21 protein-coding genes are annotated in these 21,160 nt (G+C 72.5%); 14 read left to right on the top strand and 7 right to left on the bottom strand.

What is annotated here, in order from left to right; all coding sequences use genetic code 11:
• Window positions 1-13 precede the first annotated feature (13 nt).
• The 3 genes from O7617_RS04510 to O7617_RS04500 all read left to right on the top strand — a co-directional run bounded on the left by O7617_RS04510 (window position 14) and on the right by O7617_RS04500 (window position 2,831).
• On the top strand, window positions 14-232 hold the full coding sequence (locus O7617_RS04510; RefSeq protein ID WP_007456912.1) for a DUF3039 domain-containing protein: 219 nt from the start codon (window positions 14-16) through the stop codon (window positions 230-232).
• A gap of 40 nt (window positions 233-272) precedes the next feature.
• A complete protein-coding gene (locus tag O7617_RS04505) occupies window positions 273-917 on the top strand; it encodes a trimeric intracellular cation channel family protein (protein ID WP_282261696.1) in 645 nt (214 codons plus the stop codon).
• Window positions 918-1,097: 180 nt separating this feature from the next.
• Complete coding sequence (locus tag O7617_RS04500) at window positions 1,098-2,831, top strand: DEAD/DEAH box helicase (protein ID WP_282261694.1); 1,734 nt, start codon at window positions 1,098-1,100, stop codon at window positions 2,829-2,831.
• Between the two features lie 421 nt (window positions 2,832-3,252).
• Here the strand turns inward: O7617_RS04500 and O7617_RS04495 are convergent, their stop codons facing one another.
• Together O7617_RS04495 and O7617_RS04490 are read right to left on the bottom strand one after the other, a co-directional pair.
• Entirely contained in the window at window positions 3,253-3,486 is a 234-nt protein-coding gene (locus O7617_RS04495) for a hypothetical protein (protein WP_030337431.1), read from the bottom strand.
• Window positions 3,487-3,731: 245 nt separating this feature from the next.
• Window positions 3,732-5,327 (bottom strand): RNA polymerase sigma factor, encoded by a 1,596-nt coding sequence (locus O7617_RS04490; protein ID WP_282261693.1) that lies wholly within the window; start codon window positions 5,325-5,327, stop codon window positions 3,732-3,734.
• A 289-nt stretch (window positions 5,328-5,616) separates the two neighbouring features.
• Between O7617_RS04490 and O7617_RS04485 the strand changes: the two genes are divergently transcribed.
• Window positions 5,617-6,438 (top strand): inositol monophosphatase family protein, encoded by an 822-nt coding sequence (locus O7617_RS04485; protein WP_282261691.1) that lies wholly within the window; start codon window positions 5,617-5,619, stop codon window positions 6,436-6,438.
• Between the two features lie 25 nt (window positions 6,439-6,463).
• Here O7617_RS04485 and O7617_RS04480 read toward each other — a convergent pair whose 3' ends face one another.
• Window positions 6,464-6,979 (bottom strand): LytR C-terminal domain-containing protein, encoded by a 516-nt coding sequence (locus O7617_RS04480; protein ID WP_282264631.1) that lies wholly within the window; start codon window positions 6,977-6,979, stop codon window positions 6,464-6,466.
• A gap of 433 nt (window positions 6,980-7,412) precedes the next feature.
• Here O7617_RS04480 and O7617_RS04475 point away from each other — a divergent pair, with 433 nt between their 5' ends.
• Together O7617_RS04475 and O7617_RS04470 are read left to right on the top strand one after the other, a co-directional pair.
• Complete coding sequence (locus tag O7617_RS04475) at window positions 7,413-7,709, top strand: DUF4193 domain-containing protein (RefSeq protein WP_007075406.1); 297 nt, start codon at window positions 7,413-7,415, stop codon at window positions 7,707-7,709.
• 115 nt (window positions 7,710-7,824) lie between these two features.
• Window positions 7,825-8,730 (top strand): hypothetical protein, encoded by a 906-nt coding sequence (locus O7617_RS04470; protein WP_282261688.1) that lies wholly within the window; start codon window positions 7,825-7,827, stop codon window positions 8,728-8,730.
• Between the two features lie 11 nt (window positions 8,731-8,741).
• Here the strand turns inward: O7617_RS04470 and O7617_RS04465 are convergent, their stop codons facing one another.
• Entirely contained in the window at window positions 8,742-9,266 is a 525-nt protein-coding gene (locus O7617_RS04465; protein WP_282261686.1) for a DUF3093 domain-containing protein, read from the bottom strand.
• Between the two features lie 90 nt (window positions 9,267-9,356).
• Between O7617_RS04465 and dut the strand changes: the two genes are divergently transcribed.
• From dut to O7617_RS04445, 4 genes are all read left to right on the top strand, one after another.
• Entirely contained in the window at window positions 9,357-9,893 is a 537-nt protein-coding gene (gene dut / locus O7617_RS04460) for a dUTP diphosphatase (RefSeq protein WP_282261685.1), read from the top strand.
• A 25-nt stretch (window positions 9,894-9,918) separates the two neighbouring features.
• Entirely contained in the window at window positions 9,919-10,581 is a 663-nt protein-coding gene (locus O7617_RS04455) for a DUF3710 domain-containing protein (RefSeq protein ID WP_282261684.1), read from the top strand.
• Window positions 10,582-10,685: 104 nt separating this feature from the next.
• Window positions 10,686-11,066 (top strand): OB-fold nucleic acid binding domain-containing protein, encoded by a 381-nt coding sequence (locus O7617_RS04450; protein WP_282261683.1) that lies wholly within the window; start codon window positions 10,686-10,688, stop codon window positions 11,064-11,066.
• 25 nt (window positions 11,067-11,091) lie between these two features.
• Window positions 11,092-11,775: a DUF3159 domain-containing protein gene (locus O7617_RS04445; RefSeq protein ID WP_282261681.1), complete on the top strand. Its 684-nt coding sequence runs from the start codon at window positions 11,092-11,094 to the stop codon at window positions 11,773-11,775.
• A 26-nt stretch (window positions 11,776-11,801) separates the two neighbouring features.
• Here O7617_RS04445 and O7617_RS04440 read toward each other — a convergent pair whose 3' ends face one another.
• Window positions 11,802-12,491, bottom strand: a complete 690-nt coding sequence (locus tag O7617_RS04440; protein ID WP_282261678.1) for a TrkA family potassium uptake protein — start codon at window positions 12,489-12,491, stop codon at window positions 11,802-11,804.
• Window positions 12,492-12,494: 3 nt separating this feature from the next.
• Window positions 12,495-13,160, bottom strand: coding sequence for a TrkA family potassium uptake protein (locus tag O7617_RS04435; protein WP_282261677.1), 666 nt, complete (start codon window positions 13,158-13,160; stop codon window positions 12,495-12,497).
• A gap of 164 nt (window positions 13,161-13,324) precedes the next feature.
• Between O7617_RS04435 and O7617_RS04430 the strand changes: the two genes are divergently transcribed.
• From O7617_RS04430 to dxs, 4 genes are all read left to right on the top strand, one after another.
• Complete coding sequence (locus O7617_RS04430; RefSeq protein WP_282261676.1) at window positions 13,325-15,451, top strand: APC family permease; 2,127 nt, start codon at window positions 13,325-13,327, stop codon at window positions 15,449-15,451.
• Entirely contained in the window at window positions 15,420-16,685 is a 1,266-nt protein-coding gene (locus O7617_RS04425) for a class I SAM-dependent RNA methyltransferase (RefSeq protein WP_282261675.1), read from the top strand. Before O7617_RS04430 ends, O7617_RS04425 begins: the two co-directional genes overlap by 32 nt.
• Window positions 16,686-16,698: 13 nt before the next feature.
• The gene (locus O7617_RS04420) at window positions 16,699-17,859 is read left to right on the top strand and encodes an anhydro-N-acetylmuramic acid kinase (protein WP_282261674.1); all 1,161 of its coding nucleotides are present in this window, start codon (window positions 16,699-16,701) and stop codon (window positions 17,857-17,859) included.
• A gap of 82 nt (window positions 17,860-17,941) precedes the next feature.
• Complete coding sequence (dxs, locus tag O7617_RS04415; protein ID WP_282261673.1) at window positions 17,942-19,888, top strand: 1-deoxy-D-xylulose-5-phosphate synthase; 1,947 nt, start codon at window positions 17,942-17,944, stop codon at window positions 19,886-19,888.
• A gap of 70 nt (window positions 19,889-19,958) precedes the next feature.
• On the opposite strand, the gene O7617_RS04410 is transcribed toward dxs, so the two are convergent.
• Window positions 19,959-21,116, bottom strand: a complete 1,158-nt coding sequence (locus tag O7617_RS04410; protein ID WP_282264630.1) for a hypothetical protein — start codon at window positions 21,114-21,116, stop codon at window positions 19,959-19,961.
• Window positions 21,117-21,160: the final 44 nt, after the last annotated feature.

Here is a 21,160-nt window from a genome sequence, read left to right as displayed (position 1 = left end):
TGGAGGTGCAGACGTGAGCACAGAGGTTCTCGAGCGTCCGGAGCTGAAGGACGCCGACACCGGTCCCGAGATGTTCCACTACGTCCGCAAGGAGAAGATCGCCGAGAGTGCCGTCATGGGCACATTCGTCGTCGCGCTCTGCGGCGAGACGTTCCCGGTCACCAAGGCGGCCAAGCCGGGTTCGCCGGTCTGCCCCAAGTGCAAGGAGATCTACGACTCGTACCGCGAGTGAACGCGGGCCGGCCTCCCGGCCGGCGACGTAGCCTGCGGCGGTGACCACCTCCACCGCCCTGCTCCTCGCCGACCTGACCGGGGTGGCGGTGTTCGCCGCGTCCGGCGCCTCGGCGGCGGTGGCCAAGCGACTCGACCTCTTCGGCGTCGCCTTCGTCGGCTTCGTCGCCGCCCTCGGCGGCGGGATCCTCCGGGACCTGGTCATCGACGAGGTCCCACCACTGGCCTTCGCCGACTGGCGGTACGCGGCCACCGCCGCGATCACCGCACTCGCCGTCTTCTGGCTGCACCCGCAACTGGCCCGACTGCGCACCACGGTCCTGGTGCTGGACGCGGCCGGTCTGGCACTGTTCACCGTAACCGGCACGCTGAAGGCGCTCGACGCCCAGGTGCCGGCGGTCGGCGCATGCCTGATCGGCATGCTGACCGCGATCGGCGGCGGGCTCGGCCGCGACCTGCTCACCGCCGAGATCCCCGTCGTGCTGCGCCGGGAGATCTACGCGCTGGCCGCGCTGGCCGGCTCGATCCTCGTGGTGCTCCTGTACGCCACCGACCAGACCGGGCCGGTGCCGCTCACCGCCGCCGCCGTCCTGGTGTTCGGGCTACGCCTGATCGCCCTACGACGCCGGTGGTCCGCCCCGGTGGCGACGCTGCGCCCGCCGCGCACCGGTGACCCGGAGTGGTGAGACCGCTCCCGTCGGGGGTGACAGATGTGACCAGCGTGGCGTCGCCTGGGACGTGGGGCCGACGCTGGTTATGCTGAGTCGGCCTTCGCGGCAGCTTCTGCGCGGAGGCGTTTTCATGGGCGGCGGTCACCGTGGCCCTCGCCCCGGATCCGCCGTCGTGCGGTCGGAGAGGAGCTTCGCGTGGCAGCCCGGACGCCGGTACTCGAGACGTTCCCGGCACTACGCGCCTGGCAGCGTAAGGCCCTGGTCGAATACCTGCGACGGCGTACGGAGGACTTCACCGCGGTCGCCACCCCCGGCGCCGGTAAGACCACCTTCGCCCTGCGGATCGCGGCCGAGCTGCTCGCCGACGGCACCGTCGAGGCGGTCACCGTCGTCGCACCGACCGAACACCTGAAGAACCAGTGGGCCGAAGCCGCTGCCCGGGTCGGCATCCAACTCGACGCGGCGTTCCGCAACGCCGACGTGCACTCCGCGGCCGACTTCCACGGCGCGGTGATCACCTACGCCCAGGTGGGAATGGCCCCACAGGTGCACCGGCGGCGCACCATGACCCGACGCACCCTCGTCATCCTCGACGAGATCCACCACGCGGGTGACTCCCGATCCTGGGGCGACGGGGTGAAGGCGGCCTTCGAGCCCGCCGTACGCCGGCTGATGCTCACCGGCACCCCGTTCCGCTCCGACGACAACCCGATCCCGTTCGTCAGCTACGAACGCGGCGGAGACGGGCTGCTCCGCTCCCGCGCCGACTCGGTCTACGGCTACTCCGACGCGCTTCGCGACGGCGTCGTCCGGCCGGTGCTCTTCCTGGCGTACTCCGGGGAGACCCGCTGGCGGACCAACGCGGGGGAGGAGCTCGCCGCCCGCCTCGGTGAACCGATGACGCAGGATCTGGTGGCACAGGCCTGGCGTACCGCCCTGGACCCCGCCGGGGACTGGATGCCGCAGGTGCTGCGGGCCGCCGACGCCCGACTCACAGTGCTGCGCAACGCCGGCATGGCCGACGCCGGCGGGCTGATCATCGCCACCGACCAGCAGACCGCCCGTTCGTACGCCAAGCTGATCGAGCAGGTGACCGGCGAGAAGGCCGCTGTGGTGCTCTCCGACGACCAGGGTGCCTCCGCCCGGATCGCGACGTTCGCGGCGTCCGACCAGCGGTGGTTGGTCGCGGTACGGATGGTGTCCGAGGGTGTCGACATCCCCCGCCTCGCGGTCGGGGTCTACGCCACCAGTGCCAGCACTCCGCTCTACTTCGCCCAGGCGATCGGCCGGTTCGTCCGGGCTCGCCGTCCCGGGGAGACCGCGTCGGTCTTCCTGCCCAGCGTGCCGCACCTACTCGGGCTGGCCAGCGAGATGGAGACCGAGCGCGACCACGTACTCGGCAAACCCAAGGAGTCCGACGGCTTCGACGACGACCTGCTGGAACGGGCGCAGCGCGACGACCAGGCCAGTGGGGAGTTGGAGAAGCGTTTCGCCGCGCTCTCGGCCACCGCCGAGCTGGACCAGGTGATCTTCGACGGCGCGTCGTTCGGCACCACGGCGCAGGCCGGCACCCCCGAGGAGGAGGAATACCTCGGCCTGCCCGGTCTGCTCACCGCCGATCAGGTGTCGCTGCTGCTGACCAAGCGGCAGGCCGCACAACTCGCCGCCCAGCGCCGCCGTACCGCCGACGGGCCCGCTCAGCCGGCCGCTGCGCCCACCGCGGCGCCGCCGGCACCCATGAGCGCCGCCCAGCGCCGTGTGGCGCTCCGGCGCCAACTGAACGCTCTGGTGGCGGCACGCCACCACCGCACCGGCCAACCGCACGGCAAGATCCATGCCGAGTTACGCCGCCTCTGCGGTGGTCCCCCGAGCGCCCAGGCCACCATCGAGCAACTCGAGGAACGCATCGCCACCGTCCAGACCCTCTAGGGCCACCCACACCACCGACACCATCCGCATGCGCCCGCCGCCCGGCCCTGCGTTCGCCGCCCGGCGTCGTGTCCGCGTCCCGCGTCTGCCGCCGGGATGCCGTCCGCGTCCGCGCCCGTGTCCGCGCCGCGCCCGCGCCCGCGCCGCGCCCGCGCCGCGCCCGCGCCCGTGTCCGTGCCCGCGCCCGTGTCCGTGTCCGTGTCCGCGCCAAGATCCGCACAAGTTCGGGGATGTTGCTGCCTCGGACGTGCGGGAGGCAGCAACATCCCGGAAAGTGCGCGGATCTTGGGGAATAGTCCGGCGTGACGGGTGTACGAAGCCGTCGCACGGGGCCGCGCCCGGAGGGCGGGGGTTCGGGCAGGTAAAAGCCGACCGGAGACACCCTCGGGGTGCCTCCGGTCGGCTATGTCGGTTTGCGGATTCAGTTCGCCATCAGATCGGCGCCACGCCAGCTGAAATCGGGCTCCGTCGCGAACCGCTCGGTGATCTTCACGAGATCCTCCGCGTACTTGTTCGCATGGTGCCCGCAGAACACCAGCTCGCTCCCACCCGCCAGAGTGATCCGGAGCTTCCCGGCAGCATTGCAGCGGTCGCACCGTTCATCGGCGGCTGGGGGCGCCACCGTCTCGGGCGGCGGCGTGAGGGTCGGGGTCATCGCCTTCCTCCTCTGGTCGTCACCGATGAACAATCTCTTCGGTCGTTGCTCACCTATGGTGCAACACCCTTACTAGGCACTGCCTTCCCTGTGTGCCCGCGGGGGACCGAGGTCACACCTGGCAGGGACAGTGTGCCGTGCACCAAGGGTGCCACGTCAACGATCACATTCGTGCATCCGGACGATCACCATCTGGTGTTGCACGCCAGGTGGTCAAAACGACACGTTCGGTTGACGAAACCCGGTCAGTCCAGGTAGTCGCGGAGGACCTGCGAGCGGGACGGGTGGCGCAGCTTGGACATCGTCTTGGACTCGATCTGCCGGATCCGCTCCCGGGTCACCCCATAGACCTGGCCGATCTCGTCCAGCGTCCGCGGCTGGCCGTCGGTCAGGCCGAAGCGCAGGCGTACCACACCCGCCTCACGCTCGGAGAGCGTCTGCAGCACCTGCTGGAGCTGGTCCTGCAGGAGCGAGAACGAGACCGCGTCCACCGCGACCACGGCCTCGGAGTCCTCGATGAAGTCACCGAGCTGGCTGTCGCCCTCGTCACCGATGGTCTGGTCCAGAGAGATGGGCTCCCGGGCGTACTGCTGGATCTCCAGCACCTTCTCCGGTGTGATGTCCATCTCCTTGGCCAGCTCCTCCGGGGTGGGCTCGCGGCCCAGGTCCTGGAGCAGCTCGCGCTGGATGCGGCCGAGCTTGTTGATGACCTCGACCATGTGCACCGGGATGCGGATGGTGCGGGCCTGGTCGGCCATCGCGCGGGTGATCGCCTGCCGGATCCACCAGGTCGCGTACGTGGAGAACTTGTAGCCCTTGGTGTAGTCGAACTTCTCCACCGCGCGGATCAGGCCGAGGTTGCCCTCCTGGATCAGGTCGAGGAAGGCCATGCCGCGACCGGTGTACCGCTTCGCGAGGGAGACGACGAGGCGGAGGTTCGCCTCCAGGAGGTGGTTCTTGGCCCGCTCGCCGTCGCGGGAGATCCAGCCCAGGTCACGGACCATCTCCCGGACCAGCTTCTCCTCGCCCTCGTCGGCGGCCCGCAGCCGCTCGGCGGCGTAGAGCCCGGCCTCGATCCGCTTGGCCAGCTCCACCTCCTGCTCGGCGTTGAGCAGCGGGACCTTGCCGATCTGCTTCAGGTACGCCCGGACGGAGTCGGCGGAGGCGGTCAGCTCGGCGTCTCGCCGGGCCTGCTTGAGGGCCTCGGACTCCTCGTCGTCCCACTCGAAGTCGTTGTCGGTCGCCGAGGCGGCCGCGTCGGTCTCGGCGGCCTGGGCCAGCTCGGCGGGCTCCTCGACCACCACGTCCTCGATGGCGGCGGCGAGCTCCTCCGGGTCGATCTCGCCCTCGGCGCCCTCGCCCTTGGCCTTGGTGCCGGCCTTGGTGCCGGCGGCGGCGACCGTCGCCTTGGTGGCCCGGGTCGACTTGGTGGCCTTCGCCGGCGCGGCAGCGCCGTCGGCCGGGGTGCCGGTGGCCTTGCGTGCGGCCACCTTGCGCGGGGCCGGCGCGGACGGCGTGTCGTCGGAGGCGGGCGCCTGCTTCGGGGCGGGGGCGGCGGCCTTCTTGGTGGTCTTGGCGGTGGTGGCCCGGGACGCCGGTGTGGTCGAGCGGGCCGCGGCGACGCGACGGCGGGTGCTCGCCGAGCCGTCCACCACCACTGTCACTCCCGCCTCGGAGAGCGCCCGGAGAATCTTCTTGGCCTGGGCCGGAGTCACCTCGGCGGACTCGACGGTGCGCGCGAGCTGGGCCGACGTGAGCTGGCCGCCGGCGCTCTGGGCGTGGGCGATCAGGGTGTCGGTGAGCGAGCGAACGTCGGCGCCGGTCTGGCGGGGTTCTGTCACGAATGACCTTCCGGAGGCGAAGAGCGGGCACGGCCGGGTTGTCCGGCACAGCGAGGGGCAACCGGGCCGGGCGATGTGGTTGAGGGACCCTCGTGTCCCGGACCGGCCGGTGGTCGGCGGTCCGTGGCGCGTGGGCAGGGGTGAATTGTAACGCCGTCTGCGGCGATCATCCTGCGCCGCACTGCGTAACCGCAGCGGGACCGCCGATTCGGCGCTGATGTGGACTTTGTAAGGATGATACTCGCGCGGGGCCCGGAACGCCCCGGTCGTGCGGGAAGGGGACGTCGGGATGGAGCATTCGGCGCCGTCACCTCGGGAACTTCTGGCTGTCGCGCTGGGCGTCGCGAGGGATGCGGCGGCCACCGCGTACCGGATGCGGGTCGAGGGTGTTTCCGTGGCGGCGACCAAGAGCACGGTCACCGACGTGGTCACCGCCGCCGACCGGGCGGTCGAGCGGCAGGTGTTGGACGCGCTCAAACAGTTGCGACCGGACGACGCGGTGCTGGGCGAGGAATACGGTACGCGCGACACCGGGCCGGTCGCCCCGGGCGGCGTACGGTGGATCGTCGACCCGATCGACGGGACCGTGAACTACCTCTACGGGCTGCCGCACAGCGCCGTGTCGCTGGCTGCCGAGGTGGACGGGGTGGTGGTCGCCGGCGTGGTGCGCAACGTGCACACCGGCGAGGAGTGGACGGCCACGGTCGGGGGCGGGGCCTGGCGCGACGGTGTCCGCCTGCGCTGCTCCGGCGAGGTCGATCCGGGGCAGGCGCTGGTCGGCACCGGCTTCGGATACGACGCTGGTCGTCGCGCGCACCAGGCCCGGGTGGTGGCCGGGTTGATCGCGCACGTACGGGACATCCGCCGGCTGGGCGCGGCCGCGCTGGACCTGTGTCTGGTCGCGGAGGGCCGACTCGACGCGTACTTCGAGAAGGGTCTCGCGGCCTGGGATCTGGCGGCGGGTGGGCTGGTCGCGGCGGAGGCGGGGGTCCGGGTCGCCGGTCTGGCCGGTGCGCCGCCGGGGCCGGATCTGGTGATCGCGGCCCCGCCGGCGCTGTTCGGGCCGTTGCACGACCGGCTCGCGGAGCTGGACGCCGCAGGTGGCCCCTGACGGGCCGGTCAGACCGGCCCGGCGGTCACTTGGCGACCGGCGAGGGGCAGGAGCCCTTGGGCGCGCGGGGCGCGCCGATGTCACCGAGGGACTGGTTGACCTCGGTGGTGGTGGCGAGCTGCTGGAAGCCGTTGCCGAGCACCACGTCCACGGTGTCGTCGGTACGCTTTTCGTCGTAGCCCGGCACGGCGTTGTTCAGGAAGTACGCCTGGAGCAGGTGCGCGGAGCCGACACCCTTCGGGCCGTACCGCAGCAACGCCACGTCGTCGAACCCCTTGGATTCGTTGCCGATCTTCTTGACCTGGAACTTGCGGTTGCGGAAGTCGTCCGCGACGCTGCCGGCCCGGCCGGGCTCGTCGGTCGCGTTGAACACGTTGATCTTGACGTCCTTGGGCTCGTGCAGGGTCACGTCGGCCAGCGGCCAACCCTCCGGGCAGCCCTCGGCCGTTCCCGCCTTCCCCTGGGTGTCCCGGACGATCGCGGTCACCACGAATGCCAGGGCCAGCACCCCCAGCAGGCCGACGACGACGAGTGCTCGCACCCGCGCAAAACTCATCTGAGCACTCCCGGGACCTCAGGTGGGTGGCGGCGGCCGGAAACGATCGGACAGGCCGCCGGCCGTCGAATACGCCGCTGAGGTTAACGGTTGTCCGGCTGTGGCGTGGAAACAGCCCGACATCCCGGCGCGCCGACCGCGAACCGGGTACTACTACCCCTATCTTCGTGTCGCCTGAATCACATTGGGAACAACTTCGCGTGCAGGGGCGTACATCTCAGCCGCAAGGGCGGTATACATGCCTCGCCCAAGGGGGGGTAAGGTTCCGCGCTCGCGGGGGAGTCGCCCCGGCGAGCTCGACCCGTTCGGTCCTCGGGTCGGGTGCCCGACACAAGTGGTGGCCGGCCAGCGGAACCGAAACAGCGTCGTCCGGCGTTACAACCGGAAGCGACAACATCGATATGGGAGAGTGAAACCGATGGCCACCGACTACGACGCCCCGCGTCGCGACGAGGTCGACCTCGGCGAGGACAGCCTGGAAGAGCTCAAGGCACGGCGCGTCGACTCACAGTCGGGCGCGGTGGACGTCGACGAGGCCGAGGTGGCCGAGAGCTTCGAGCTGCCCGGCGCCGACCTGGCCGACGAGGAGCTCACGGTCAAGGTGCTTCCGATGCAGCAGGACGAGTTCCGATGCGCCCGCTGCTTCCTGGTCCACCACCGTAGCCAGCTGGCAGTCGAGCGTAACGGCGAGTTGATCTGCCGCGAGTGCGTCTGACATCAACGACACCGGCGGCGGCCTCCGGAACGGGGCCGCCGTCGCCGGTGTAGGCATGCGCCACCGGTGGGTACCTGCTTGACTCGTAACGGGTAGCCACACACCGGGAGGTCCGATGAGCGATCGACGCGGCACCACCGACGGCGGCACCGGCGACCTCGACGCCACCGGCGGTGTGGGTGATCCCGGCGCGCCCAGCGGCACCGGCGACCTGGGTGCCATCGGTGGCACAGCAGACCCCGGCGCCACCGGTGGCGCGGACGACCTCGGCGCCACCGTCGCCGCGCTGACGGCGGACGACATCGCGCCGGCCCGCCGCCGTCAACTGCTGACCCGGATGGTCGGGCAGGCCCGCGCACGGGGCATCTCCGACCTGTTCAAACCCCGTGCCGCCGTGCGCTGGATGGTCGACACCGTCGCCGAGATCGCCCCGCACGTCCCGGTCCGGGACCTGGACACCCTGCGTCGGCACTTTCCCGGCCTGGACGATGCCGCCCTGGCCGACCGACTCGTTCGCAACGCCTCCCGGACCACCGCCGCGATCGGCGCGGCCGGGGGCGGCGTCGCCGCCGTCGAGTGGACCGTCGCTCCGACCCTGCTCTCCGCGCCGGTGCTGCTCGCCGCCGAGACCGTCGCCGTGGTGGCGGTGGAACTGAAGCTGGTCGGCGAGCTGCACGAGATCCACGGCGTGGCGCTGCCCGAGGGCGGCAGCCAACGGGCGGTCGCCCTGGTGCACTCCTGGGCCACCCAGCGGGGCGTCAACCCGATGGTGCCCGGCGTGGGAGTGGGCGCGGTGCTCGGCACCGCCGCCCGCAAGGAACTGCGGGAGATGCTGCTGCGGCGGTTCGGTCGCAACCTCACCACCCTCGGGCCGTTCCTGACCGGCGCGGCGGTGGCCAGCTTCCTCAACCGGCGGGCCACCCAGCAGATGGCCGAGCAGCTTCAGGTGGACCTACGCCGGCGGGGCATCGCCCGACCAGCGCCACCGGCGGCGCTGCCGGGCCCGCCGACGGGAACCTGAGCGGGACGGCGTCAGCCCTGTTCGGTGGTCGGTCCGCTGACCGCCAGCGCGTCCCGCGCGGCCAGCACGGCCTCGGCCAGCTCGACCGGGTGCCGGGTGCTCACCACCCAGAACGGGGTCGGGTCGGCCGGGTCGTCGAGCACCACCTGCACGGCACCGCCGATCCACGGTCGCTGCACCACGAACGCGAGCGGGTCCGCGCCGACGCCGAGCACCTCACGGCGGCCGGCCGCGTCCAGCGGCACCACGTCGGCCACGAAGCGGACCGGCAGGCGCGCGTCGTCGACCCGCAGCTCGGAGCCGACGACACCGACCCGGATCCGGCCCAGCCACCACAGGCCGGCCGCGGTGAGTGGCAGCAGCACGGCGAACGGCAGCCAGGAGCGGAGGCCGGGGGCACCCATCCAGATCTCGACGGCCAACAGCGCGGCGGCGACCAGCCCGGCCAGCCACAGCCACCAGGGCAGGTCCAGCCGTTCGGCGTACGCCGTGCGGGCGTCGACCGGCGGCTGATCGGCGGACGGAGAGGGCGACATGCTCACTCCTGCGAGGGTACGGCGCACGGCGGCCGGGTGAACCGGCAGGATGGCAGGGTCACCCCGAGAAACGGACGGAAGAGGGGACCCGTGACCGACGTCGTACCCGTGCTCGTGCAGCTGCTCGACTCCGAGCTGCCGCTGCCCACGTACGCCCATCCCGGCGACGCCGGGGCCGACCTGGTGGCGGCCGCGGACGTGGAGCTGCCACCCGGTGGCCGCGCCCTGGTGCCCACCGGCGTGGCCATCGCGCTGCCGGAGGGGTACGTGGGCCTGGTCCATCCCCGTTCCGGTCTGGCGGCCAGGCTCGGCGTGACGGTGCTCAACGCGCCCGGTACGGTCGACGCCGGCTACCGGGGTGAGATCCTGGTCAACCTGATCAACCATGATCGGGATGTGCCGGCGAAGATCTCCCGTGGTGACCGGATCGCTCAGCTCGTGGTCCAGCAGGTCGCGCGGGCGCGGTTCGAGCCGGTCGCCGAGCTGCCGGCCTCCCGGCGCGGGACCGGCGGGCATGGTTCCACCGGCGGGCACGCGGGGCTGGTGCCGTCGCCGGCGGGTCAGGAGCGCGTCGAGCGTCGGACGGACGAGCCGGGCCGCGGGCAGACGGAAGAAATGGCAGGGTGAGTGTGAACAGCGGAGGGTGGGCGCAGTGATCTTCTCCCGAAAGCGGGCCGGTGCCGAGCGGCAGACCCGTGACGAGCGGGCCACCCAGGTCCCGGACCAGGGCGATGCGGCGCCGACGTTGGAGCGCGGGCCGTACGACATCTCCGAGAGCTACCCCGACGTGCAGCGGCTCGACCTGGGCAGCCTGCACATCCCGGCGATCGCCGACGTCGAGGTGCGGGTGCAGGCCGACCCGCAGGGCGTGATCCAGCAGGTCGTGCTGGTGCACGGCGACAACGCGCTCCAGCTGGGCGTCTTCGCCGCCCCCCGGTCCGAGGGGATCTGGGACGAGGTGCGCGAGGAGATCCGCCAGTCGCTGCTGCGCGACGGGGCGAGCGCCCAGGAGGTCGAGGGCGAGTACGGGCCGGAGCTGCACGCTCAGGTGCGTACCCCGGACGGCCCGACGAACCTGCGGTTCGTCGGTGTCGACGGGCCGCGCTGGATGGTCCGCGGCGTGTTCCAGGGCCCGGTGGCCACCGACCCGGCCCTGGCCGGACCGCTGGTGGAGTGCCTCGACGGCCTGGTGGTCGACCGTGGCCAGGAGGCGAAGCCGGTCCGCGAGCCGCTGCCGCTGCGGCTGCCTCGGGAGGTCGCCGACCAGGCCGCCGCCCAGTCGGGCGACGCCGCCGCCGAGCCGCGCCAGGTCTGACCCGAGCCCACCGGCCCGCCGGAATCGGCTCCGTCGGCGTACGCTGGCGGCACGGTTCCGGCGCCGCCGGTGCCGGCGAGCGTGGAGAGGGTGACGCGGAGGTCATGATGACCGACGAGGGCAGGGCGTCGCTGCGGCGGCTTCTGCAACGGTTCACCGCCAGCGAGGCCGAGATCGACGCGCAGGAGCTGCGTCGGGAGAGCGCCGAGTGCGGCGGGATCCCGGCCCAGCAGTGCTCCCGGGGTCAGCTGGTCTCGATCGCCGGTCGGCTGCGCACCGTGGTCTACACGCCACGCACCAACCTGCCCACCCTCGAAGCCGACCTCTACGACGGCAGCGACGTGGTCACCCTGGTCTGGTTGGGTCGACGGCACATCGCGGGCATCGAGCCGGGCCGGCACCTGACCGCGCGTGGTCGGGTGGCCGTCCGTGACGACCGCAAGGTCATCTACAACCCGTACTACGAGTTGGACTCGCCGAAGTGACGGCACCGCGGACGGAAGGCCGGCGATGACGACGGGACAGGACCGGGCGGCACAGCCGGAGATCGACCCTCAGGGCGACGAGCCGCTGCCGACCATCGCCGAGCAGATGGCCGACCAACTCGGCGGTTGGCGGGGCCTGGTCGAGTCGAGCATTCCGGTCGTGGTCTTCGTGGTCGCCAACATCATCGGCGAGTTGCGGCCCGCGGTGATCGCCTCGGTCGCCGTCGCGTTGCTGATCGCCGGGGTGCGACTGGCCCAGCGTCGGCCGATCCGGCACGCCGTCAACGGCCTGTTCGGCGTCGGCGTCGGCGCGGCCATCGCCTGGCGCACCGGCGACGAGCGCGACTTCTACCTTCCCGGTATCCTCTACGGCATCGGGTACGGCGTCGCCCTGCTGATCTCGGCGGCGATCCGGCAGCCCCTGGTCGGCTGGATCTGGTCGGTGCTGGTCGCGAAGGGTCGCTCGGAGTGGCGGGCCGATCCGAAGCTGGTGCGGACCTTCACCCAGCTCACCGTGCTCTGGGGCGTGGTCTGGCTGGCCAAGGTGGGCGTGCAGGCCGGGCTCTACCTGGCCCACCAGGACACCGCGCTGGGCGTGGCCCGGTTGGTGCTGGGCTACCCGCCGTACGCGCTGCTGCTGCTGATCACGGTCTGGACGGTGCGCCGGGTCACCCGGGACGCTCCGCCGACCCCCGTGCCCGGCGCCTGAGCGAGGCGGGGCCGGTCGGCCGTCGGTCAGCGTGAGCTGCGGGTCCGCTCGACGCTGTCCGGTCCGAGGACCACCACGCGGACCTGGTCCTCCACCTCGGCTGTGCAGACGAAGATCAGCTCGTCGCCGGCCTCGATCGGGTCGTCCGGGCTGGGCACCAGGACCCGCTTGCCGCGCAGGATCGCCACCAGCGCGGCGTCGCGGGGCAGCGGCACGGCGTGCAGGGGCTGACCGACGTAGGGCGCGGTCGGCGGCAGGGTGATCTCGACAAGGTTCGCCTCACCCTGGCGAAACGTCATCAGCCGGACCAGGTCGCCGACGGTGACCGCCTCCTCGACCAGCGCGGCCATCACCCGCGGCTTGCTCACCGCGACGTCGACCCCCCACTGCTCGGTGAACAGCCACTCGTTCTCGGCCCGGTTGACCCGGGCCACCACGCGGGGCACCGCGAACTCGGTCTTGGCCAACAGCGACAGCACCAGGTTGGCTTTGTCGTCGCCGGTCGCCGCGACCACCACGTCGCAGCCGGCGACGTTCGCCTCCTCCAGGCTCGCCACCTCGCACGCGTCGGCGAGCACCCACTCGGCGGCCGGCACCCGGTCCGGGCGCAGCATCTTGGGTTGGCGTTCGATGAGCATCACCTGGTGGCCGTTGTCGATCAACTCCTGGGCGATCGAGCGGCCCACGTTGCCCGCGCCCGCGATGGCGACCCGCATGGCTCAGTGCCCCCCTTCCGGCGGCGCCGCCGCCACCGACGTGACAGTCGCCACGATGTCATCGCTGACCAGCATGAACACCTGGTCACCCTCCTGCATGACGGTCGAGCCGGTGGGTAGCGTGCCGATGCCGAAGCGGATCAGGTAGGCCACCCGGGCGCCGGTCGCGTCCTCCAGGTTGCGCACCGACCGGCCGATCCAGTCCTTGTGCACGGGAACCTCGACGATCGACACCGTGCTCGTGGGGTCGCGGAAGATCTCCACGTTGCCCTCCGGCACCAGGTGCCGCAGCATCCGGTCGGCCGTCCAGCGCACCGTCGCGACGGTGGGGATGCCCAGCCGTTCGTAGACCTGCGCGCGGCGCTGGTCGTAGATGCGGGCGGCGACCCGGGACACGCCGAACGTCTCGCGCGCCAGTCGGGCCGAGATGATGTTGGAGTTGTCGCCGCTGGAGACCGCCGCGAAGGCGTCCGCGCGCTCGATGCCGGCCTGTCGGAGCACCTCGCCGTCGAAGCCCGCGCCGGTCACCGTGATCCCGGCGAAGTCGGGGCCGAGCCGGCGGAAGGCGTCGGCGTCCTGGTCGATCACCGCCACCGAGTGCCCTCGGGACTCCAGGCTGTGGGCGAGGGTCGACCCGACCCGGCCACACCCCATGATCACGACGTGCACGCTGTCCCTCCCAAGGTGCGACCGCCCCCGGCTGCCGGTGGCCTTCCGAGTGCGAGCCTGCCACGTCCGGGTGCGGAGCGGGGACCGACGGTACCCCGTCGTCGTGAGCGGAGGTGATCGCCCACCCCCGCGTTCCCGCCGTGGTGGTCGTACTCTTGGCGTTCGTGGCCAGTCCCACCTCGCTGGTGAAGCGACTTCTCCTCGGTCGACCGTTCCGGTCCGACCGGCTGCAGCACACCCTCCTGCCGAAGCGCATCGCGCTGCCCGTGTTCGCCTCCGACGCGCTGTCCAGCGTCGCGTACGCGCCCGACGAGATCCTGCTGACCCTCTCCATCGCGGGGGCCTCCGCGTACGTGTTCTCCCCGTGGATCGCCCTCGCGGTGGTCGTGGTGATGCTCACCGTGGTGGCGAGCTACCGGCAGAACGTCTACGCCTACCCCTCCGGCGGCGGCGACTACGAGGTGGCCAACGTCAACCTGGGCCCGAAGTTCGGCGTCGGGGTGGCCAGCGCGCTCCTCGTCGACTACGTGCTCACGGTGGCGGTGTCGGTCTCCTCCGGGGTGGCCAACCTCGGCTCGGTGGTGCCGTTCGTGGCCACCCACAAGGTCATGATCGCGGTGCTGGCGGTGGTCCTGCTCACCGCCGTCAACCTGCGCGGGCTGCGCGAGTCGGGCACCGCGTTCGCCATCCCCACCTACGGCTTCGTGATCGTGATGGGTGGGATGCTGCTCACCGGGCTGTTCCGGGTGTTCGTGCTGGGCGACGACCTCCGCGCGCCGAGCGCCGACCTGGTGATCCAGGCCGAGCACAGCGTGACCGGTTTCGCGCTCGTCTTCCTGCTGCTGCGGACGTTCAGCTCGGGTGCCGCCGCGCTCACCGGCGTGGAGGCGATCTCCAACGGGGTGCCGGCGTTCAAGGCGCCGAAGAGTCGCAACGCCGCCACCACCCTGCTGCTGCTCGGCACCATCTCGGTGAGCATGCTGGTCGGGATCATCTGGCTGGCCCGACTGACCCACCTGCAGTTCGTCGAGGATCCGGGTCTCCAGATCGTCTCCGGCCCCGACGGGTACGTGCAGAAGACGGTCACCACCCAGCTCGGCGAGACGGTGTTCGGCTCCGGCTCGATCCTGCTCTACGTGGTGGCCGGAATGACCGCGCTGATCCTGTTCCTGGCGGCGAACACCGCGTTCAACGGTTTCCCGGTGCTCGGCTCGATCCTCGCCCAGGACCGCTACCTGCCCCGCCAGTTCCACACCCGGGGCGACCGGCTGGCCTTCTCCAACGGCATCAGCTTCCTCGCCCTCTTCGCGATCGTGTTGATCGTCGGCTTCCAGGCCGAGGTGACGAAGCTGATCCAGCTCTACATCGTCGGGGTCTTCGTCTCGTTCACCGTCTCCCAGGCCGGCATGATCCGGCACTGGAACCGGCGTCTGCGTACCGAGCGGGACCCGGAGGCGCGCCGCCGGATGCACCGCTCCCGGGCGATCAACACCTTCGGCGCGGGCCTGACCGGCACCGTGCTGGTGATCGTGTTGGTCACGAAGTTCCTGCTCGGCGCGTGGATCGCGATCGCCGCGATGGCGGTGATCTACGTGTTGATGCTCGCCATCCGCCGGCACTACGACCGGATCGCCGTCGAGCTGACCCCGCCGGACGAGGGCCGGGCCGTGCTACCCGCCCGCAACCACGCGATCGTGCTGGTCAGCAAGCTGCACCAGCCGACGCTGCGGGCCATCGCCTACGCCCGGGCCACCCGCCCGGACACGCTGACCGCGGTGACCGTGAACGTGGACGAGAACGACACCCGGGACCTGCAGGCCGACTGGGAGCGGCGGGAGATGGCCATCCCGCTCACCGTGATCGACTCGCCGTACCGGGAGATCACCCGGCCGATCCTGGACTTCGTGGCCTCCACCCGCCGTAAGTCACCCCGCGACGTGGTCACCGTCTTCATCCCGGAGTACGTGGTCGGCCGCTGGTGGGAGAACCTGTTGCACAACCAGAGCGCCCTGCGACTCAAGGGCCGGCTGCTCTTCGAGCCGGGGGTGATGGTGGTCAGCGTGCCGTGGCAGCTCGCGTCGACGGCCAGCAAGAACCTGGACCGGCTCGACGCCACGCTGTCCCGGACACCGGCGCGCGGGCCACGCGGCACGGTGCCGCCGGTCTCCGCCCCGCCGGTGGCCTCCGCCCCGCCGGCCTCCGACTCGCCGGTGGTCCCGACGGCGCCGGTCTCCGCCCCGCCCGGGGAGGGCCCGGCCGGTGACGGGACGGGAGACGGTGGCCGTGGCTGAGCCGGACGAGCGCGGACTGGCCGAGGCGGAGCGGGTCGAGCTGACCGTCGACGCGGTCGCCCCCGGAGGGCACTGCGTGGCCCGGGTGGACGGACAGGTCGTCTTCGTCCGGCACGCGCTGCCCGGTGAACGGGTGATCGCCGAGGTGACCGAGGTGCACCGCGGGTTCGTGCGGGCCGACGCGGTGACGGTGCTGGACGCCTCACCGGATCGGGTCGAGCCGCCCTGCCCGTACGCGAAACCGGGTGCCTGCGGTGGCTGCGACCTGCAACACGTGGCCCCGGAGGCGCAACTGGCCTGGAAGACCGCCGTGGTGCGCGAGCAGTTGGTCCGCCTCGGCGGGCTGACCGACGCCGAGCTGGACCGGCTCGACGTCCGGGTCCGGGCGTCGCCCGGCGGGCTGCTCGGCTGGCGCTCCCGGGTCCGCTACGCGGTGGACGCCGCGGATCGGGCCGGCCTGCTCAAACACCGGTCGCACGAGGTGGTGCCCATCGACCGCTGCCGGATCGCCCACCCGGCCATCCAGAAGCTGCCGGTGCTCAGCCCGACCGGCGCGCGCTGGTCGGCCGCCGAGGCGGTGGAGACCGTCGCCAGCACCGGCGGGGACGTCACGGTCACGGAGATCCGCGAGGGAGTGCCCGCCCCGGTGAGCGGGCCGGCCGAGGTCCGCGAGGTGGCCGCCGGGCGGGACTGGACGCTGCCCGCGTCCGCGTTCTGGCAGGTGCACCCGGCCGCGGCGAGCACCCTCTCCGCTGCGGTGCTGGAGCTGTTGGACCCGCAGCCGGGCGAGATCGCGTGGGACCTGTACGGCGGCGCGGGGCTGTTCGCCGCCGGGCTGGCCGAGCGGGTCGGTGCGACCGGCCGGGTGACCCTGGTCGAGACGGCCGGGCAGGGCGTCGCAGCGGCCCGGGAGAACCTCGCCGACCTGCCCACCGTGGAGGTCGTGTCGGCCCGGGTGGAGACCGCGCTGGCCCGTCGACGGATCACCGGCCCGGTCGACGTGGTGGTGCTCGACCCGCCGCGCTCCGGCGCGGGCGCCCCGGTGGTGCGCGCACTGGCCGCCGCCGGCCCGCGGGCGGTCGCGTACGTGGCCTGCGACCCGGCGGCCTTCGCCCGGGACGTCCGCACCTTCGCCGATCTCGGGTGGCGGCTGGCCGCGGTGCGGGGCTTCGACCTGTTCCCGATGACGCAGCACGTCGAGCAGGTGGGGCTGCTGCTCCCGCCGACGGCCTGACTACCCTGACCCGATGAAGATCGTCGGGTTGATGTCCGGGACGTCGTACGACGGGGTGGACGTCGTCGCGGCGGAGTTCGACGTCGAGGGGGACACCCTCTGGCTGCGGCCGTTGGGCCACCGTGGGCTGGACTACGACGAGGAGTTGCGCGCCGAGATCGCGGCGCTGCTGCCCCCGGCGACCACCACCGTCGAGGCCGTCTGCCGGCTCGACAACCGTCTCGGCGAGGTCTTCGCCGACGCGGCGGCGATCGGCCTGGAACTGGCCGGTGGGCGGGCCGACGCGGTGGTCTCGCCCGGCCAGACGGTCTTCCACTGGGTCGACGAGGGCCGGGCCCTGGGCACCCTGCAACTGGGCGCGGTGGCGCGGGTGGCCGCCCGGGTCGGCGTACCGGTGCTCGGTGACCTGCGCTCGGCGGACATCGCCGTCGGCGGGCAGGGCGCGCCGCTGGTGCCGGCCTTCGACGCCCTGCTGCTCGACGCCGCCGCCGGACCGCGCGCGGCACTGAACCTCGGCGGCATCGCCAACCTCACCGTGGTCGCCCCGGGGGCACCGGTCCTCGGGTACGACGTGGGCCCGGCCAACGCGCTGCTGGACGCCGCCGCCCGCCGCTTCCTGGACCAGCCGTGCGACATCGACGGCGCGCGGGCGGCCGGCGGTCGGGTGCATCCCGGGCTGCTCGCCGCGCTGCTGGCCGAGCCGTACTACGCGGCGGTCCCGCCCAAGTCCACCGGCAAGGAGCTGTTCCACGCCGGCTACCTGGACCGGCACCTCGCCGCGCTGGACACGCCGGTGCCGGTGGACGACCTGCTGGCCACGCTGACCGAGCTGACCGCGCGGGTGGTGGCCGCCGAGTGCGACAGGCACGGCGTGACCGAGGTGATCGCCGCCGGTGGTGGGGTGCGCAACCCCACCCTGCTGCGGCGGCTCGCCGCCCTGGGCGACGGCCGGTGGCGGCTGCGCGGCACCGACGAGTTGGGCGTCCCCGCGCAGGCCAAGGAGGCGTACGCCTTCGCGCTGCTCGGCTGGCTGTCCTGGCACGGGCTGCCCGGGTCGATCCCGTCGGTGACCGGCGCCGCCCGAGGCGCGGTGCTGGGGTCCTGGACACCCGCCGGGCCGACGTACGCGGGCCGTCCCGCCGAACCACCCCGGCGGCTGCGGATCCGGCCCTGATCAGGCAGTCATCCCGTGGGCGTGGGTACGCCGGGCTCGGCCCGGGCTGCGGAGTACCACCGGGCCGATAGACTCTCCGGTCATGAGTGTTGAAGAGGACACGGCCAACCACGGCCGGCTGCTCGGGACGGTGCGCGGTCCGCAGGACGTCAAGCGGATGTCCGGCGAGGAGCTGGACGTCCTCGCCGCCGAGATCCGGGACTTCCTGATCGCCAAGGTCTCCCGCACCGGTGGGCACGTCGGGCCCAACCTCGGTGTGGTCGAGCTGACCCTGGCCATGCACCGCGTCTTCGACTCGCCCCGCGACCGGCTCCTGTTCGACACCGGCCACCAGGCGTACGTGCACAAGATCCTCACCGGGCGCCAGGCCGGCTTCGACAAGCTCCGCCAGCGCGGTGGCCTCTCCGGCTACCCCAGCCAGGCGGAGAGTGAGCACGACCTCATCGAGAACTCGCACGCCTCCACCGCGCTCTCCTACGCCGACGGCCTGGCCAAGGCGTACGCCCTGCGGGGTGAGCAGCGCAGCGTCGTGGCCGTGGTCGGCGACGGCGCGCTCACCGGCGGCATGTGCTGGGAGGCGCTGAACAACATCGCCACCGCCGGCAACTCGCTGGTGATCGTTGTCAACGACAACGGTCGGTCCTACTCGCCCACCATCGGCGGCCTGGCCGACCACCTCTCCTCGCTGCGGCTCAACCCGGGCTACGAGAAGGTCCTCGACACGGTCAAGGACGCCCTCGGCTCCACCCCGCTGGTCGGCAAGCCGATGTACGAGGTGCTGCACGCGGTCAAGAAGGGCATCAAGGACGCCGTCGCCCCGCAGGCCATGTTCGAGGACCTCGGCATCAAGTACGTCGGCCCGGTGGACGGGCACGACGTGGCGGCGGTCGAGGCGGCGCTGCGCGCGGCGAAGAACTTCGGCGGCCCGGTGATCGTGCACGCGGTCACCCGCAAGGGCTACGGCTACCGTCCGGCCGAGGAGGACGACGCGGACTGCCTGCACGGCCCGAGCAGCGCCTTCGACGTCGAGACCGGCGCCCTGCTGGCCGCCCCGTCGGTGAAGTGGACGCACGTCTTCGCCGACGAGCTGCTCGCCATCGCCGACGAGCGCCCGGACGTGGTGGGCATCACCGCCGCCATGGCCGAGCCGACCGGCATCGCGAAGCTCGCCCGCAAGTACCCCGAGCGGGTGTACGACGTGGGCATCGCCGAGCAGCACGCCGCCACCTCGGCGGCCGGGCTGGCGCTCGGCGGCCTGCACCCCGTCGTCGCGGTCTACGCCACCTTCCTCAACCGCGCGTTCGACCAGGTCCTGCTGGACGTGGCGATGCACAAGCTGCCGGTGACCTTCGTGCTGGACCGGGCGGGCATCACCGGCCCGGACGGCCCCAGCCACTACGGCATCTGGGACATGTCGGTCTTCGGGGTGGTGCCCGGGCTGCGGATCGCCGCCCCCCGCGACGCCGCCACGCTGCGGGAGGAGCTGCGCGAGGCGATGGCCGTCGACGACGGCCCCACCGTGCTGCGTTTCCCGACCGGCTCGGTCGCTGCGGACCTTCCGGCGCTGCGTCGGGTCGGCACCGTCGACGTGCTGGCCGAGTCGGCGCGTACCGACGTGCTGCTGGTGGCCGTCGGCTCGTTCGGCCAGTTGGGCATGGAGGTGGCCGCCCGGGTCGCCGAGCAGGGCTACGGAGTCACTGTGGTCGACCCGCGCTGGGTGCGTCCGGTCCCGGCGGAGCTGGTCGACCTGGCCGCCCGGCACCGGCTCGTGGTCAGCGTCGAGGACGGCGTACGGGTCGGCGGGGTGGGCGACGCGCTCGCCCAGGCGATGCGTGACGCCGACGTCCGGGTGCCGCTGAAGGACCTGGGTGTGCCGGCCGACTGGCACCCGCACGGCACGCGGGCGCAGATCCTCGCTGACCTGGGCCTGACCGCTCAGGACGTGGCGCGCGACGTCACCGGCTGGATCTCCGGCCTGGACGCCACGCCGGACCGCCTGACCCCGAGCGACGCGGCCGCGCAGAACTGACCCGATCAACGCACGGCGGGCGCTCCCTCCCGGGGACGCCCGCCGTCGCGTCGTACGGGTCGGGGTGGGGTTAGTCGGCTGGTTTCACCGAGCGGTAGTGGGTCTTGTCGGTGTTGGCGAGGCTGTAGGTCTGGGAACGGGACGGGCTGGGGATGACCGCCAGGCCGGGCCGCTCGACGAGCAGCGGAGTGCCCGGCGGCACCGACAGGGAGCTGTCCCGGGTGGGCCGCCAGCTGAGCACCACGAGCGGTTGACCGGGGACCGGCAGTTGGTACGCCTGCAACGGGGTGGCCCGGTCGGCGGGGGAGACGACCGGCGCGCTCCCGTCGGCCGGTCGGTAGACCACCGCGGTCATCGCCCCGGCGTCGGTGTCCCAGCTGAGCTGCTGCAACTCGGCTGCCTCGCCACCTCCGAGGGCGACCTCGCCGAGCGAGCGGACGGTGAGCTTCGCCATCGGCCAGGACGTCGGCACCGAACGCGGCGCGTCCCGGTCGCCGATCCGGCGCGGGATGCTGCCGAACGGGCCACGGTCCCCGGCCAACACGCAGGTGTCCAGGCCGGTCAGTGCCCGCCGCCCCGTGCCCGACTCGTCGCGGACCAGCGGATAACGCGGATCGACGGTGCCGGTGCCCAGGTCGAGTAGCCGGTCGGCGGCCCGGCCCCGGGGCAGCGACTCGGTGCTGCGCAGGGTCGCGGTCACCCCGACGGCCGTGCAGGACGGCACCTCCACCGGCGCGCTGAGACCGTCCGCCACGGCCAACGTTCGATCCTGCGGCCCGACCAGCGTCTGCACCCGAGCGGAGACCAGGTAGCGCCGGCCGGCCGCGGTCTGCACCGGCAGCACGTCGGAGTAGACGAGGTAACCCGGGTCGGTGTACTCGGTGGCGCGGGTCACCGCGTACCGGTCGCCGTCGCGGGTGAGTTGCAGCAGCCAGGAGGCGCTCTCACCGGGCACGTCGGCGGCCACCAGAGCCAACGGGGCGCTGTCCACCCGACCGGAGAAGAGGATGCCGGACGAGGGGAGGTGCGCCCGGTCGTCGTCCGGTGAGCGCCAGTCGCGGACGGCCCGGGTGACGGCTGTCGTCGCCGTGGCGTCGGCCGACAGGTCACCCCGGGGCGGCCAGACGGCCAACGCCCCGTCCAGGGTGTCGTACCCGACCCGCAGGTCCTGCGACTTCCGCTCGGCCACCGGGCCGCAGGCCGTGCTGACCAGCAGCGCGCTGAGCAGGACGGGAAGCGCCCTGCCGTACCGACGGCCTGGAGTCACCTGGC

It is taken from the genome of Micromonospora sp. WMMD1155, from assembly GCF_029581275.1.
Taxonomy (GTDB): Bacteria; Actinomycetota; Actinomycetes; order Mycobacteriales; family Micromonosporaceae; genus Micromonospora.
This window is presented reverse-complemented; position numbering and strand designations above follow the sequence as displayed.

Bases quoted from the DNA above. Each gene is read 5' to 3' on its own strand.
- O7617_RS04495 (WP_030337431.1), bottom strand. From the start codon at position 3,486: ATGACCCCGACCCTCACGCCGCCGCCCGAGACGGTGGCGCCCCCAGCC.
- O7617_RS04485 (WP_282261691.1), top strand. From the start codon at position 5,617: ATGGAGCATTCGGCGCCGTCACCTCGGGAACTTCTGGCTGTCGCGCTG.
- O7617_RS04475 (WP_007075406.1), top strand. From the start codon at position 7,413: ATGGCCACCGACTACGACGCCCCGCGTCGCGACGAGGTCGACCTCGGC.
- O7617_RS04470 (WP_282261688.1), top strand. From the start codon at position 7,825: ATGAGCGATCGACGCGGCACCACCGACGGCGGCACCGGCGACCTCGAC.
- O7617_RS04465 (WP_282261686.1), bottom strand. From the start codon at position 9,266: ATGTCGCCCTCTCCGTCCGCCGATCAGCCGCCGGTCGACGCCCGCACG.
- O7617_RS04450 (WP_282261683.1), top strand. From the start codon at position 10,686: ATGATGACCGACGAGGGCAGGGCGTCGCTGCGGCGGCTTCTGCAACGG.
- O7617_RS04445 (WP_282261681.1), top strand. From the start codon at position 11,092: ATGACGACGGGACAGGACCGGGCGGCACAGCCGGAGATCGACCCTCAG.
- O7617_RS04440 (WP_282261678.1), bottom strand. From the start codon at position 12,491: ATGCGGGTCGCCATCGCGGGCGCGGGCAACGTGGGCCGCTCGATCGCC.
- O7617_RS04420 (WP_282261674.1), top strand. From the start codon at position 16,699: ATGAAGATCGTCGGGTTGATGTCCGGGACGTCGTACGACGGGGTGGAC.
- dxs (WP_282261673.1), top strand. From the start codon at position 17,942: ATGAGTGTTGAAGAGGACACGGCCAACCACGGCCGGCTGCTCGGGACG.